Genomic DNA, 14,185 nt, shown 5'->3' on the forward strand with positions numbered 1-14,185 from the left:
CCTTGTTCTAGTGAGTCGGCCCGAGGAAGGCCAGCCAGCGGCGTTCGGCGAGGCGGAACAGGCCGACCAGGGCGAAGGTCACGGTGAGGTAGATCAGTGCGGCGATGCCGAAGGACTCGAAGGTCATGAAGGTGGCCGAGTTGGCGTCGCGGGCGACTTTCAGCACATCCGGGATGGTCGCGGTGAAGGCCACGGTGGTCGAGTGCAGCATCAGGATCACTTCGTTGCTGTAGTAGGGCAGCGAGCGGCGCAGGGCCGACGGCATGATCACGTAGGCGTACAGCTTCCAGCCGCTGAGGCCGTAGGCCTTGGCCGCCTCGACCTCGCCGTGGGCCATGCTGCGGATCGCCCCGGCGAAAATCTCCGTGGTGTAGGCACAGGTATTCAGGGCGAAGGCGAGGATGGTGCAGTTCATCGCGTCGCGAAAGAACGCATCGAGCACGGGCTGGGCGCGGATCGCGGCGATGCTGTAGATCCCGGTGTAGCAGATCAGCAGCTGGATATAGAGCGGCGTGCCGCGAAACAGGTAGGTGTAGAACTGCACCGGCCAGCGTAGGTAGAGCTTGGGCGAGACCCGGGCGATGGACAGCGGGATCGACACCAGGAAACCGATGAAGATCGAGGCGCTGAGCAACCACATGGTCATGGCCAGGCCGGTGACGTTGTAGCCGTCGCTGTAGAGGAAAGGTCTCCAGTATTCCTGCAGGAGCTCGATCATCGCACCGCCTCCCGCGAGCCCGCGGCATAACGGCGTTCGAGCCAGCGCAGGACAATATTGGAGGCGCTGGTGATGACCAGGTAGATCAACGCCGCCAGCACCAGGAAGTAGAACAACTGATAGGTGCTCTTGCCGGCATCCTGGGCCGCCTTGACCAGGTCGGCCAGGCCGATGATCGACACCAGCGCGGTGGCCTTGAGCATCACCATCCAGTTATTGCCGATACCCGGCAGGGCAAAACGCATCATCTGCGGAAACACCACGAAGCGAAAACGCTGGCCGCGCTTGAGGCCGTAGGCGGTGGCGGCTTCTATCTGCCCGCGCGGCACGGCGAGGATGGCGCCACGGAAGGTTTCGGTGAAGTACGCCCCATAAATGAAGCCCAGGGTGATGACCCCGGCGCTGAACGGGTCGATCTCGATGTATTCCCATTCCATGAAGTTGGTGAAGGTGGTCAGCCAGGTTTGCAGGCTGTAGAAAATCAGCAGCATCAGCACCAGGTCCGGTACGCCGCGGATCAGCGTGGTGTAGAGCTGGGCGGGCAGGCGCAGCAGGCCCAGCCGCGAGAGTTTGGCGCTGGCGCCGAGCAGGCCGAGCAGGACACTGAGTAACAGCGACAATACCGAGAGTTTGATGGTCATCCAGGTGCCTTCCAGCAACAACGGACCGAACCCCTTGAGGCTGAAGGCGGAAAGCCCGAGGGTTTGCAGAAGTTCTTCGAACATAAATCAGAGACCTGTGGCGATAAAAAAGGCGCCCATCGAGGATGGGCGCCAGGAGCTTATTTACCGCTGTAGAGATTCAGATCGCCAAAGTGCTTTTTCTGAATGGTGGCGTAGGTGCCATCGTCGTGTAACGCTTTGATACCTTTATCCAGAAGCGCCTTGAGCTCTTTGTTACCTTTGGAGATACCGATAGCTGTCTTGGCCGGCAGCAGCGGGCTGTCCACTGGCTTGCTCACCTCGTAGTCGGCGCCTTGTGGCGACTTCAGGAAGCCCAGCTCGGCTTGCAGCATGTCCTGGATCGAGGCATCGAGGCGTCCGGAAATCAGGTCGGCATACACCTGGTCCTGGTTCTGGTAGGCCTGGGTTTTCACCCCAGCCTTGTCCAGCACGGCCTTGGCGTAGGCTTCCTGGATGGTGCCCTGCTCGTAGCCGACAGTCTTGCCCTTGAGCGAGGCGGTGTCTTCGGTCAGGCCGGAACCTTTCTTGAACACGAAGGAAGTCGGGCCGGAGAACAGTTCGTTGGAGAAATCGATGACTTTCTCGCGGGCCGGGGTGACGGTCATGGATGAGATCACGCCGTCGAATTTATTGGCTTTAAGGCCCGGGATCATGCCGTCGAAGTCGCTTTCGACCCATTTGCACTTGACCTTCAGTTCGGCACAGATGGCATTGCCCAGATCGATGTCGAAGCCGACCAGGCTGCCGTCGGCGGCCTTGGATTCAAAAGGTGCGTAGGACGGGTCAACGCCGAAGCGCAGTTCCTTGTATTCCTTGGCCAGCGCGGAGCCGGCGGCCATGCAGAGAGCCAGTGCAGAAAGGGTCAGCAATGCTTTTTTCATTATTCAATCCCTAAAAACCAATATGAGCGCTTGTGGCGCATTAGTACTGTTACTGCAAAGCGTCAGACTTAATGAAAGTAGCAATTTCCGAACCAGAGTCCCGAACAACTGTTTTAAAAGGTGGTGCGAGAGCCTGCCGTGGGTCGGCTGCGCCCCAAAAAAGAGCGTGTGGGAAGCCTTGCATCAATAGGGCGCGTGGGAGATTTCGCGCAGGAAAGGGCGCGGCTGCCGAGAGCGTGGCAGGGACGGATCGGTGAGGGGATTGAAGCGTTACCGGGCGCCAGCCCGCCCCTTGTGCAGAGGGACGGGCTGGCCGGTGTTACTTGCCTGGCGCCAGGGTCAGGCGGGTCTTGCCATAGAGGCGGTCGAAGTTCTGCGGTTGCAGCGGCAGGCTCAGGTACTGGCCCTTGAGCCAGGCGTCGATGCCGTTCAGGTAGTTCGGGCTGGCCGGGTTGCCGGACTGGCCGCTGCTGTTCATCACGCTCAGCGGTTCGCTCTGGCCGAAATCGACGACCAGCCGTAGTGCCGGAGCCTGGGTCACATTGAAGTCCTGGCCCCAGCGGTACGGCGAACTGTTCAGGGTGCTGTGATCGCCACCGGCCTGCAGCGGCCCGCGAATCACCTGGCCACTGGCGTTCTTCCAGTTGTAGCTGTGCAGCTTGCCCCATTGCCAGGCCCGGCGGTCGCCACCCAGCTGGCTTTCACCGGCGCTGATGGCGGCGGCCAGGCTGCGGGCGAGGATCGCCGGCTTGTCTTCTTTCTGCGGGGTGCGGCTGTCATCCCAGAACGGGCTGTCTTCCTGGCCCAGCAGGTGGTCGGCCTGGGCCGAGTAGGACAGCGCGCCGTTGGCCACCAGGGCTTTCCAGGCGGGGCTGGACTCCGGGCCCAGTTTGTCGAGGAAGATCTGCCGGGCGCTTTCCTGCAGGAACAGCTCATAGATCGCCGCATCGGCCGACACCGGGCTGAGTTTGCCGTCGAACGCCATCAGGCGGCTGTAGGCCTCGCGGGCCTTGCTGCGGTCTGCTTCGGGCAGGGCGTCGATGGCTTTCTTCAGGGGCTGCGCCATGCCGGGGGCTTCGAACATTTTCTTCAGCTTGGTGGCGAAAGTGGTGGTCTGGTCGTACTGCATGGCGATCATGCTGCGCCCGTCGTGCTTGCCGCTGCCGGCCAGCTCGGCCAGGCGTTCGCCACGCTCGGGGTAGTACCAGGAGTTGGACAGCTGCATGCCGTAGCCGTGGGGGATGATCCGCTGGTTGGCGGTGCCCAGCCAGCCTTGTGCCGGGTCCTGGTCATAGGGGTGGAGCATCGGGTCGGCATAACCGTCCCAGTCGTAGCGGCCTTCCCAGCCCGGCGATGGCAGCAGGCCTTCGCCTTCACGGCGGTTGGGGAAGCGGCCGGTGACCTGCCAGCCGATATGGCTGGCATCGGCGAACAGCATATTCAGGCCGATGGCGCGGATCTCGCGGCTGGCGTCGGAGGCCCGTTCCACGTTTTGCGCCCGCGTCAGGTCGAAGAACGCATCCAGGCTCTTGTCGTCCGCAAGGTCCGGCTGTTGCAGGGCCAGGCCGTAGCCGGCGCTCAGGTTGCTGGCGCTGTTGAGCAGGGCGCCGTGACGGGTTTCATAGACCGCCTCGCGAATCGGCCGCTGGCCTTTGACGAAGTAGGTTTCGTTACGCACCACGGCCGGCAGCCATTTGCCGTTGGCTTCGTAATACAGCGCATTGCCCTGGCGCTTGAGTTTCTCCAGGAACAGGTCCTGGTTGTCGCCGGCGACCGAGGTCATGCTCCAGGCCACCTGGCCGTTGAAGCCCTGGACGATCATCGGCAGGCCGGCGATCGAAGCGCCCGCGGCCTGGTACTTGGGCGCGCGGATCTGCACCAGGTTCCACGCCGGCGAGTGGCTGTCGGCGGCCAGCAGGCTTCTGCCGCTGCGGCTGCGCTGTGGCGCGATGGCCCAGTTGCTGGCGCCGGCCACGCTCAGCGAGTTGAGTTCGCCGAGCTTGCCGGCGGCGCTGCTGATTTCGCTCAGGCCCGGGACATTCAGGTTGAGACCCTTGAGCTTGTCGCTCTCGGCCAGCGGCAGCGCTTCGTCCGGGTAGCTTGGGGTTAGCCAGGCGAGCTTGTCGGCGCCGACTTTCTGCGCCAGCACCAGGGCGTTGATTTCTTCCGGCAGGTTGGCCGACTGGCTGAAGTTCAACAGGCAGAAAATCAGCGCCGAATCTTCCGGCTTCCAGTATTCGGGCTTGTAGCCGGTGGCGGCCAGGTCCGGCGGCAGCTTGTCGCGATAGCGGAACAGGTAGGCGTTGACTCCGCGGGCGTAAACCTCGAAGAAGCGCTTGATCCGCGGGGACGAGGCTTTGTACAGCTCGCCGGCACTGTTCTTCAGGTTGACCGCGCGCATGTAGCGGTCGATGTCCAGTGCATCGGCGCCGGACATCTCGGCCAGCCGGCCCTGGGCCAGCAGGCGCAGGGTCACCATCTGGTTGATCCGGTCGCTGGCGTGCACGTAACCCAGGGCGAACAACGCATCGTGAAAGGTGTTGCTTTCGATCAGCGGCATGCCCATGGCATTGCGCCGCACCGAAACGTTCTGGGCCAGGCCCTTGAGCGGCTGCACGCCGGAGGTCGGCGGCAGGCTGTCCTGGGTGTTCCATGACTGGCAACCGGCCAGGCTGAGAACGCCGGCCACTGCCGCGGCAACGCCGAACCGGGGAAGAAAATGTGAGAAGGCTGGCGAGGCCATGGCAAAGCTCCTGCGGGGGGTAGCGTCGATAAAGGCGCTACGTTAGTGAGCAGGCGAGTGCCGCGCAAGCGGGGGCCGAGAGTATTTCTGCGTTGCCGGGTAAATAGCCCGCACCGCCCGCCCGGTGGTTGCTCGAAACGGAGCAACTACCGCAGTTGGCGGGCCGGCGATGGGCTATCGGGCCTCAGGATTTGGGTGGGTTGATCCGTGCGGCGATGGCGTAGGCGCGCGCGGTCGCCGGGCGATCGAGGATGCGGTTGAACCAGCGGTGCAGGTTGGGGAAATCTTCCAGGTTCTGGCTTTGCCACTTGTGGGAAACGACCCATGGATAGATCGCCATGTCGGCAATGCTGTATTCGCTGCCGGCGACGAAATCCCGGTCCGCCAGGCGTCGGTCCAGCACCCCGTACAACCGCGCGGTTTCATCGACGTAGCGTTTGATCGCGTAGGGGATCTTCTGCGGGGCGAACTGGCTGAAATGGTGGTTCTGCCCGGCCATCGGCCCCAGGCCGCCCATCTGCCAGAACAGCCACTGCAGGGCTTCCTGGCGGCCACGCAGGTCCTTGGGCAGGAACTGCCCGGTCTTTTCCGCCAGGTACAGCAGAATCGCCCCGGACTCGAACAGCGACAGCGGCGCGCCGCCGTCGGCCGGCTGATGGTCGACGATGGCGGGGATCCGGTTGTTCGGCGCGATCTTCAGGAACTCGGGCTTGAACTGTTCGCCCTGGCCAATGTTGACCGGGTGCAGGCTGTAGGGCAGGCCGGTTTCCTCGAGGAACAGGGAAATCTTGTGGCCGTTGGGGGTGGTCCAGTAATACAGATCGATCATGGAACTCTCCAGGTAAACGAAGGACATTCTGCTACGGACAGCAAACAGCGGTATTCGGTGGTCCGGTTTACGTTCGACGGCTTGCCTGTCGGGAGAGGTGATGTTGAAGTGCGTGGAATTCAATGACCCAAGGTGAGAAAAGTCAGCATGGAGCTTCAGACCAATGCGGCGCTGATCCTGATCGATCAGCAACAGGGCATCCTGCATCCCCGGCTCGGGCGGCGTAACAACCCCGAGGCCGAGGAACGCATCGTCGAGTTGCTGGCTTACTGGCGCCAGACGGCGCGGCCGTTGATCCATGTGCAGCATCTGTCCCGTAGCGAGCAGTCGGTGTTCTGGCCGGGGCAGTCGGGAGTGGAGTTTCAGCAGCGGTTCATGCCGCTGGGCGCTGAGGCGGTGATCCAGAAGCAAGTGCCGGATGCCTTCTGCGCCACGACCCTGGAGGCCGATTTACGCAAGGCCGGGATAGGCCAGCTGGTGATCGTCGGCGTGGCGACCCACAACTCGGTGGAGTCGACGGCGCGGACCGCCGGCAACCTGGGGTTCGATACCTGGGTGGTGGAAGACGCCTGCTACACCTTCGACAAGGCCGACTTTTTCGGCCAGGCCCACAGCGCCGAGGAGGTGCATGCCATGTCGCTGGGCAATCTGCATGGCGAGTATGCGACGGTGACTACAACCCAGCAGATTCTTCACTCGCCCTTGTAGGCGCGAGCTTGCTCGCGATCAGAACGTCTTGGCACCGTAAGGTCCGAGGCGCCTGCATCGCGAGCAAGCTTCGCTCCTACAGAAGATAAAGGCCGGGCGTTACGCCATCAGGCGCCGTGGCACTTCTTGAATTTCTTGCTGCTGCCACATGGGCAAGGGTCATTGCGGCCGACATCTTTCAAGGCGTTGCGCACCGGCTCCTGGTGAGCGTGGTTGCAATGCGGACCGTGAACATGGCCGTGGTCGTGATCGTGGTGGTCATGATCGTGGTTGCAGTCAGGGCCATGGACATGGGGTTGCTGGGTCATCGAGGTTGCTCCGGAATAAAATCGGCGGGAATTATCTCGCCTTTGCGCGCCAGGTGCACGTCATGGCCGATGAATAATCCGGTTTCCAGCAAACCGTCCAGACGATAGGGGATCGGTTGCTGCGGTTCCTTCAGCCATTTCACCACCTGGCGAATCTGCGGCCACAGGTTGGTGCGCACGGGGACCTGGAAGTAGGCGCTGTGTTTGGGGCCGATGGTGAACCAGTGTTCATGCTCACCCTCCGCCAGCAACACGTCGCCAAGATGAACCCGGTATTCCAGGGCGCGGACGGTCAGGTCGGCATCGTTGGGGTTGTCGACCCGAAAGTGCAGGAGCAGGCGCTGCTCCAGCAAATTCGCCTTGATCACCTCGACCTTGACCAGGTGCACCTGCGGGTCGAGGGTGTCGTCGACGAACCACGAGGCGCAGCCTGAAAGCGCCAGCACCGTGAGCAGTCCGAGGGTCCGTAGTGCGCGCAGCTGAACGACCATGGCGTTACTCCGTTTGAACTCCCAGTCTAGCAACCATGGAGCGCACGCGAGGACAGGCTCAGGGGCGGGTATTCAGCTGGTGAAGTAGCCGGCGCAGCACTTCTTGAATTTCTGCCCGCTGGCGCAGGGGCAGGCGTCGTTGCGGCCGGCCTTGAGTTGCACGGTCGGGTCGATGAAATACCAGTGCCCGCTGTTCTGCACGAAGGATGAGCGTTCGCGATGGCTGTGTTCGCCGTGGCTGTCGTGCCAGCGCGCGGTGAAGGTGACAAAGGCGTGCTCCGGCTGGCCGCCGAAGACTTCCGAGCTTTCGACTTCCAGGCCCAGCCAGGTGCTTTGCGCGCTCCAGTCGCCGATGGACTGGCGATCCAGGCCGCTCTGTTGCGCCGGCAGCGTGGTGGCCACCAGATAATCCACCAGGCCCAGCACGTAGGCGCTGTAGCGCGAGCGCATCAGGGCCTCGGCGCAGGGCGCGGGGTGGCCGGCGTGGTAGTGGCCGCAGCAGGCATCCAGCAGGTTGCCGCTGCCGCAGGGACAAATAGAGGTACTCATTGCATTACCACCAGTACTTTCCGAAGTTTTCCGGGTTCGCCCAGAACCTGGAATTGAGCCAGTCGGGCACTTGTTTGTATTCAAGCAGATCGTAGGTGAACAGGGTCAGGACCTGTTCGTCGCGCTGGAAACGTTCGCTGGCCTGCAGGGCCAGGGAGAAAAAGTCGGTCTCCTGCCAGCCGCAGGCGTTCAGGTCGGCCAGTACCGCGATGCGGCTGGCGTTGAGGTTGCGGATGCCGCCGAGCAGGTTCAGGCCGTCGCGTTTGGGCAGATGCTCCAGGCAGTCGACCGCCAGCGCCAGGTCGAAACGGCGCGCCGCCAGTTCCGCCGGCAATGGGCCGGGCGCTGTCTGGGCAATGACGGTCTCGGGGTGTGCCTGGCGAAACGCCTCCAGGGCCGGAAACCCGCTGGCACCGATCAGCAGCAGCTGTTGCGGGGCGTAGCGATCGAGCAGGGCGGCCAGGGCCTGCTGGGGCGTGCGCGAAGAAATACCTGCGGTCATCGAAGTTCCTCACTCTTTGAGTGGCAAAGACTAGCCTGCCCGGACCCGCGGGCCTAGAGCCGTTTTGTCTGAAATGACAGCCGATCCTGGGTAAATCCAGGGGCAAAGCCCGCCGGCCTGATGCTGGCGGAGATTTAAAGCCAGGTCTTTACTCCCCCAATCGGTTCTAAGCCGATTCCCTCAGGAGATAACTAGATGAGCATAGTTCGGACAGCATTACCCTTGGTTCTGCTAACCAGTGTGTTGACTGGTTGCGCAGGTTTGCAGAAAACCGATTGGCCGACCTGCGCTGCTGTCGGGGGTGTCGGTGGGGCTGCGTTGGGCGCGATTGAAAGCTCGTCCTGGGCGGGATACGGCGCCTTGCTGGGCGCCGGCGTCGCGGCCGGTTATTGCTGGGTGCATGGAGATGGCGACGAAGACGGCGATGGCGTGCCGGACAGCCGCGACAAGTGCCCTGGCACGCCTAAAGGCGTGCAAGTGGACGCCAACGGTTGCCCGCCAGAGCCTGTAGCAGTGGTCGAGGAAGTGGTGGTGGTCAAGGAAGAGACCATTGTCATCCGTGACGTGCACTTCGAATTCGACTCGGCCAAATTGACGACCGCTGACAAAACCAAGCTCGACACCATCGCCACACGCCTGAAACAGGAAGCCCCGAGTGCGCAGCTGCGCGTGACCGGGCACACCGACAGCGTGGGCAGCGATGCCTACAACCAGCGCCTCTCGGAAAAGCGCGCGCGCTCGGTGACCGAGTACCTGATCAGCGCGGGCGTACCCCGCAGCAGTTTCGTTTCGGTCGTCGGTGCTGGCGAAAGCCAACCGGTTGCGGATAACAAGACCGCCGATGGCCGGGCGATGAACCGTCGCACGGAAATCAAAATCAACCGCTGATTGCCCGGCGTGATTGCCTGGCATGGGCGGCTTGTGCAGCCGCCCATGCGGGTCTTTACTCCTGTGTGACCGGTATGGGCCGGTGACACAGGAGCATTCATGATGAGTCTTCTCTCGCGAGCCGCCTTGCCGGTTCTACTGCTCGGCAGCCTGCTCACAGGCTGTGCTACCCACAGCGACGGCACTGCCCCCCTCAACCAGCGTACGTGGCCGGTCTGCAGCCTGCTTGGCGGCCTGGTGGGCGGCGGCCTGGGCGCCATTGAAAGCGGTGGCTGGGCCGCGGGCGGAGCGGCGTTCGGCCTGGTGACCGGTGGCTTGATCTGCTACGCCCAGGATGGCGACAAGGACGATGACGGCGTGTTCGACCGCCGTGACCGTTGCCCGGATACCCCGGCCAATACCCCGGTCGACAACCGCGGCTGCCCGCTGCCGCAATACCCGGCCGCACCGGCAGCCGAGCCGGCGGCGCAATCCGAGGTGATCACCCTCAGCGATCAGGGCGATGTGCTGTTTGCCTTCGACTCGGCGCAGCTGACCCCCGAAGCGCAAAACCAGCTGCTGGGGCTGCTGGCCAAGCTTCAGGGCGCCGACGTGCAGAGCATCAAGGTGGTCGGCCACACCGACAGCCAAGGGACGGATGAATACAACCAGAAACTCTCCGAACGCCGCGCCAGCAGCGTCGTCGCATTCCTCCTGAGCCAAGGCCTGGCACCGGACAAACTGACCAGCCAGGGCAAGGGCGAGAGCGAGCCGGTCGCCGACAACGCCACCGAAGAAGGGCGGGCGCAGAACCGTCGGGTGGAGCTGCATATTCAGCGTTGATCACCAGGCGCCAGGGCGGCTTGGCAGGCGGCGGCGGGAGAATTTTCGCCGCCCTCTGGCTTATGCCTCGCCGAAGTCGTTACTGTGCGCGCAAAGAAAAACTCGCAAAGGGGGGCATATGAAGGTGTTTTGGGGGCTGGGCAAGTTGTTGACGCTGCTGTTCTGGTTGCTGGTGCTATTTAATCTGGTCAGCCCGCTGATCAATCCGATTCATCTGTTGCTCAATCTGGCAGGCAGCCTGTTGCTACTGACCCACCTGATGGAGTTGCTGCTGTTCAACGGCAGCCTCAAAGGCCGTGCCCACCCTTGGCGCGATCGCCTGCAGATTCTCCTGACCGGTATTTTCCACTTGCAAACCTTCAAGGCGGCGAAGCCTGTGGAGGCCGCTCATGCGTAAGCTCTGCCTGCTCGCGGCATTGTGCAGCCCACTGGTCCAGGCCCAGGTGGTGACAGTCGAGACCCACTCCCTGATGCGCCTTCCCAACACCACCAGCAGCCTGCAACTGGAACGCCTGGAAGTGGCCGACTACGGCACCTTGCTGATTCCGTCCACGGTCACCGAGGTCAAGGTCGGCGAGTTGCGCCTGGGGCGCGAAGCGCGGATCGCTATCGTTCCAGCTGAACAAAGCCTGCAACTGGACATCGACCATGCCGATCTGGAGGCCGGCAGCCAGATCACCTCCCGCGGGGCTCCGGGGACCTATGAGAAGGCGGCCAAGCCCGGACGTAACCTGACGCTGCGCATCACCTCGCTGCAGGCCGGGGAGCTTTCGGTGGATGCGCGCGGTGGCACCGGCGCGCCGGGTTATGTCGGCCTCGATGGCGCCAACGGCGAGGAGCCGGGTTGCACCTGGGGCCAGGCCGGGCGTGGCGCCGATGGCGACAACGGCGGTGATGGCCAGCCGGGGGCGGCGGGCGCCCAGGTGCGGGTCGAGCTGCCGCGGGATTATCCGGCGGAGCAGATCAAGGTCTTAGTCGATGGTGGGGCCGGCGGTGTGGCCGGTGCGGGCGGCAAACCCGGGGCCGGTGGCAAGGCCAAAGGCTGCTTCGTCTATCGCGCCGACGGTGGCAAGAGTGGCCGTCCTGGCGCCGAAGGCCATGCAGGGCCGGCAGGCCCCGCGGGTTCGGTAACCGTGCAACGCCTGTAGGCGGCCTTCGAACAGGCGCTGCTGACTCTGACGCTATCGCGGGCAAGCCTCGCTCCTACACGATTGTGCTGTCTGTAGGCGCGAGGCTGCCCGCGATGCTTTTTCCGGTATCGGCTTTTAGAACATCGGCCGGGCCGCCGCCACGGCCACCAGCAACAGGCCGATGATCAGATTGATCCCTACCAATTTCCGAATATTGCCCAAGGTCGTGGCCCCCGTCGGCCAGTCCTCGGCCGCCACCGCCTGACGCAGCGCTGGCAGCTGCAACGACTGGATCCGGATAAACAGCGCGGTCATCACCACATACAGGCCCATCATCACCTGCACATAACGCGGTGCGGTCTCGAAGCCGCTGAAACGCAGGTGGATCAGGCCGACGCCGCTGATCGGCAACAGCACCACCGCGACCCAGACCCAGACGAAAAACCGTGGGAACACTTCTGCCCACAGCTTCAACCGCGCCGGCCCCTCAAGGGCCACCGCCGCCGCGGGGCGCAGCACCATCCAGGCGAAAAACATGCCGCCGACCCAGACCAGGGCGGCCAGGACATGCAGGGTGTAGGCAAGGGCAAAGGCTGTCATTCGGGTACTCCGTTCTGCGCGGGATGAATTAGCGGGGTATGATAGCGGCCGATCCGAACCACTGAAAATTTATCCAGCGTTTCTCGCGCCCGAAGAACCATGATCAGCAACGAACTCAAAACCACGATCCAGGGCGCCTACTCGCGTTTTCTCGAAGCCAAGAGCCTGAAACCGCGTTACGGCCAGCGCCTGATGATCGCCGAAGTGGCCAAGGTCCTGGGCGATGTCGACACCGATGACGAAGGCCGGCGCTCCGGCGACCCGGCCGTGGTGGCCGTGGAAGCGGGCACCGGTACCGGCAAGACCGTGGCCTACAGCCTGGCCGCGATCCCGACCGCCAAGGCCGCCGGGAAGCGCCTGGTGATCGCCACCGCCACCGTCGCCCTGCAGGAGCAGATCGTCTACAAGGATCTGCCCGACCTGATGCGCAACAGCGGGCTGAACTTCACCTTCTCCCTGGCCAAGGGCCGTGGCCGCTACATGTGCCTGTCCAAGCTCGACATGCTGCTGCAGGAAGGCCACGCGCAAACCGCCACCGCCCAGCTGTTCGAAGAAGAAGGCTTCAAGATCGAGGTCGACGAGGCCAGCCAGAAGCTGTTCACCAGCATGATCGAGAAGCTCGCCGGCAATAAATGGGACGGTGACCGCGACAGCTGGCCCACCGCCCTGGAGGACTCTGACTGGGCGCGCCTGACCACCGATCACAGCCAGTGCACCAACCGCCATTGCCCGAACTTCGGCCAGTGCGCCTTCTACAAGGCCCGCGAAGGCATGGGCAAGGTCGACGTGATCGTCACCAACCACGACATGGTCCTGGCCGACCTGGCCCTGGGTGGCGGCGCGGTGTTGCCGGACCCGCGCGACACCCTCTATGTGTTCGACGAAGGCCATCACCTGCCGGACAAGGCCATCGGCCACTTCGCCCATTACACTCGCCTGCGCTCCACCGCCGACTGGCTGGAGCAGACCGCCAAGAACCTCACCAAGCTGCTGGCCCAGCACCCGTTGCCGGGCGATCTGGGCAAGCTGATCGAGCAGGTGCCGGAGCTGGCGCGGGAGATCAAGACCCAGCAGCAGTTCATGTTCACCGCCTGCGAACAACTGGCCGACTTCAAGACCGGCGAAGACATGGAAGGCCGCGAGCGGCCGCGCCATCGTTTTGTCGGCGGGCTGATCCCCGACCATATGCGTGAAATGGGCATCGAGCTGAAAAAAGGCTTCTCGCGCCTGACCGACCTGTTCACCCGCCTGACCGACCTGCTCAAGGAAGGCATGGACGGCGAGGTCAATATCGGCATCGCCAGCAACCAGGCCGAAGAGTGGTACCCGCTGTTCGGCAGCCTGCTGTCCCGCTCCTCGGGCAACTGGGAGCTGTGGACCGCCTTCACCACCGAAGACCCGGAAGACAACCCGCCGATGGCACGCTGGCTGACCCTGGCGGAAAGCGGCTCGCTGTTCGACATCGAGGTCAACGCCAGCCCGATCCTCGCCGCGGAGATGCTCCGTCGCAACCTGTGGAACGTGGCCTATGGCGCGCTCGTGACCTCCGCCACCCTGACCGCCCTGGGCTCCTTCGACCGCTTCCGCATGCGTGCCGGGCTGCCGAAAAAGGCCGTGACGGCGGTGGTGCCCAGCCCCTTCCATCACGCCGATGCCGGGGTGCTGCGCGTCCCCGACCTGCGCGCCGACCCACGGGATGCGCCGGCCCACACCGCAGCGATCATCCGCGACCTGCCGGAACTGGTGGAAGGCTCGCGGGGCACCCTGGTGCTGTTCTCGTCGCGCAAGCAGATGCAGGACGTGTTCGACGGCCTCGACCGCGACTGGCGCAAGCAGGTGTTCATTCAAGGCAACCTGTCGAAACAGGAAACTTTGAACAAGCACAAGGCGCGGGTCGATGGCGGCGATTCCAGCGTGCTGTTCGGCCTGGCCAGCTTTGCCGAGGGTGTGGACCTGCCCGGCGCTTACTGCGAGCACGTGGTGATCGCCAAGATCCCGTTCTCGGTGCCGGACGATCCGGTGGAGGCCGCGTTGGCCGAGTGGATCGAAGCCAGGGGCGGCAATCCGTTCATGGAGATCTCGGTGCCGGACGCCTCGCTCAAGCTGGTCCAGGCCTGTGGTCGCCTGCTGCGTACCGAACAGGACCGCGGCACCATCACCCTGCTGGACCGGCGCCTGGTCACCCAGCGTTATGGCAAGGCTATTCTCAATGCGCTGCCGCCGTTCCGCCGGGAAATTTCCTGAGCGCGGTCGGCCTGTAGGCCGGCCGCGTTGTCCATTGCATATCCCTCTGATTGCACACAGGCCGCTCATCGGCCGTTAAGGAGCACCAG

Annotated in this window: 16 protein-coding genes; 6 read left to right on the top strand and 10 right to left on the bottom strand. The window is 63.6% G+C overall.

All coding sequences use genetic code 11. The features are described from left to right. Positions 1–7: 7 nt before the first annotated feature. The 5 genes from AC3RCP_RS07530 to AC3RCP_RS07550 form a co-directional block, all read right to left on the bottom strand. Entirely contained in the window at positions 8–718 is a 711-nt protein-coding gene (locus AC3RCP_RS07530; RefSeq protein ID WP_087091473.1) for an ABC transporter permease, read from the bottom strand. Further along, the gene (locus AC3RCP_RS07535; protein WP_009042461.1) at positions 715–1,443 is read right to left on the bottom strand and encodes an ABC transporter permease; all 729 of its coding nucleotides are present in this window, start codon (positions 1,441–1,443) and stop codon (positions 715–717) included. Before AC3RCP_RS07535 ends, AC3RCP_RS07530 begins: the two co-directional genes overlap by 4 nt. 56 nt (positions 1,444–1,499) lie before the next feature. Continuing rightward, positions 1,500–2,282, bottom strand: coding sequence for a transporter substrate-binding domain-containing protein (locus AC3RCP_RS07540; RefSeq protein WP_007923900.1), 783 nt, complete (start codon positions 2,280–2,282; stop codon positions 1,500–1,502). Between the two features lie 319 nt (positions 2,283–2,601). After that, a complete protein-coding gene (locus AC3RCP_RS07545) occupies positions 2,602–5,025 on the bottom strand; it encodes a penicillin acylase family protein (protein ID WP_492569453.1) in 2,424 nt (807 codons plus the stop codon). A gap of 184 nt (positions 5,026–5,209) precedes the next feature. Further along, positions 5,210–5,854, bottom strand: a complete 645-nt coding sequence (locus AC3RCP_RS07550; RefSeq protein WP_492569455.1) for a glutathione binding-like protein — start codon at positions 5,852–5,854, stop codon at positions 5,210–5,212. Between the two features lie 147 nt (positions 5,855–6,001). On the opposite strand from AC3RCP_RS07550, the gene AC3RCP_RS07555 reads away from it, so the two are divergent. Then, a complete protein-coding gene (locus tag AC3RCP_RS07555) occupies positions 6,002–6,562 on the top strand; it encodes a cysteine hydrolase family protein (protein WP_101337014.1) in 561 nt (186 codons plus the stop codon). A gap of 107 nt (positions 6,563–6,669) precedes the next feature. Here AC3RCP_RS07555 and AC3RCP_RS07560 read toward each other — a convergent pair whose 3' ends face one another. The 4 genes from AC3RCP_RS07560 to AC3RCP_RS07575 form a co-directional block, all read right to left on the bottom strand. Then, entirely contained in the window at positions 6,670–6,870 is a 201-nt protein-coding gene (locus tag AC3RCP_RS07560; RefSeq protein WP_007923047.1) for an SEC-C metal-binding domain-containing protein, read from the bottom strand. Beyond that, the gene (locus AC3RCP_RS07565) at positions 6,867–7,361 is read right to left on the bottom strand and encodes an LEA/WHy family protein (protein ID WP_053259848.1); all 495 of its coding nucleotides are present in this window, start codon (positions 7,359–7,361) and stop codon (positions 6,867–6,869) included. The genes AC3RCP_RS07560 and AC3RCP_RS07565 overlap by 4 nt, the downstream gene beginning before the upstream one ends. Before the next feature lie 72 nt (positions 7,362–7,433). Then, entirely contained in the window at positions 7,434–7,910 is a 477-nt protein-coding gene (locus AC3RCP_RS07570; RefSeq protein ID WP_101337016.1) for a YchJ family protein, read from the bottom strand. Between the two features lie 4 nt (positions 7,911–7,914). After that, entirely contained in the window at positions 7,915–8,412 is a 498-nt protein-coding gene (locus AC3RCP_RS07575) for a DUF6231 family protein (RefSeq protein ID WP_007923053.1), read from the bottom strand. A 195-nt stretch (positions 8,413–8,607) separates the two neighbouring features. Here AC3RCP_RS07575 and AC3RCP_RS07580 point away from each other — a divergent pair, with 195 nt between their 5' ends. The 4 genes from AC3RCP_RS07580 to AC3RCP_RS07595 all read left to right on the top strand — a co-directional run bounded on the left by AC3RCP_RS07580 (position 8,608) and on the right by AC3RCP_RS07595 (position 11,270). Further along, the gene (locus AC3RCP_RS07580; protein ID WP_101337017.1) at positions 8,608–9,300 is read left to right on the top strand and encodes a PA1041 family peptidoglycan-binding anchor lipoprotein; all 693 of its coding nucleotides are present in this window, start codon (positions 8,608–8,610) and stop codon (positions 9,298–9,300) included. A gap of 102 nt (positions 9,301–9,402) precedes the next feature. Beyond that, entirely contained in the window at positions 9,403–10,122 is a 720-nt protein-coding gene (locus tag AC3RCP_RS07585) for a PA1041 family peptidoglycan-binding anchor lipoprotein (protein WP_492569458.1), read from the top strand. A gap of 118 nt (positions 10,123–10,240) precedes the next feature. Beyond that, positions 10,241–10,519: a DUF1145 domain-containing protein gene (locus tag AC3RCP_RS07590; protein ID WP_101337019.1), complete on the top strand. Its 279-nt coding sequence runs from the start codon at positions 10,241–10,243 to the stop codon at positions 10,517–10,519. Beyond that, positions 10,512–11,270, top strand: coding sequence for a collagen-like protein (locus AC3RCP_RS07595; RefSeq protein ID WP_492569460.1), 759 nt, complete (start codon positions 10,512–10,514; stop codon positions 11,268–11,270). Before AC3RCP_RS07590 ends, AC3RCP_RS07595 begins: the two co-directional genes overlap by 8 nt. Positions 11,271–11,387: 117 nt before the next feature. Here AC3RCP_RS07595 and AC3RCP_RS07600 read toward each other — a convergent pair whose 3' ends face one another. After that, the gene (locus AC3RCP_RS07600; RefSeq protein ID WP_492569462.1) at positions 11,388–11,852 is read right to left on the bottom strand and encodes a CopD family protein; all 465 of its coding nucleotides are present in this window, start codon (positions 11,850–11,852) and stop codon (positions 11,388–11,390) included. Between the two features lie 99 nt (positions 11,853–11,951). On the opposite strand from AC3RCP_RS07600, the gene dinG reads away from it, so the two are divergent. Further along, positions 11,952–14,096 carry an ATP-dependent DNA helicase DinG gene (gene dinG, locus AC3RCP_RS07605; RefSeq protein WP_492569464.1) on the top strand — a complete coding sequence of 715 codons (2,145 nt, stop codon included), beginning with the start codon at positions 11,952–11,954 and terminating at the stop codon, positions 14,094–14,096. Positions 14,097–14,185: the final 89 nt, after the last annotated feature.

It is taken from the genome of Pseudomonas sp. GW822-FHT05A08, assembly GCF_058800485.1.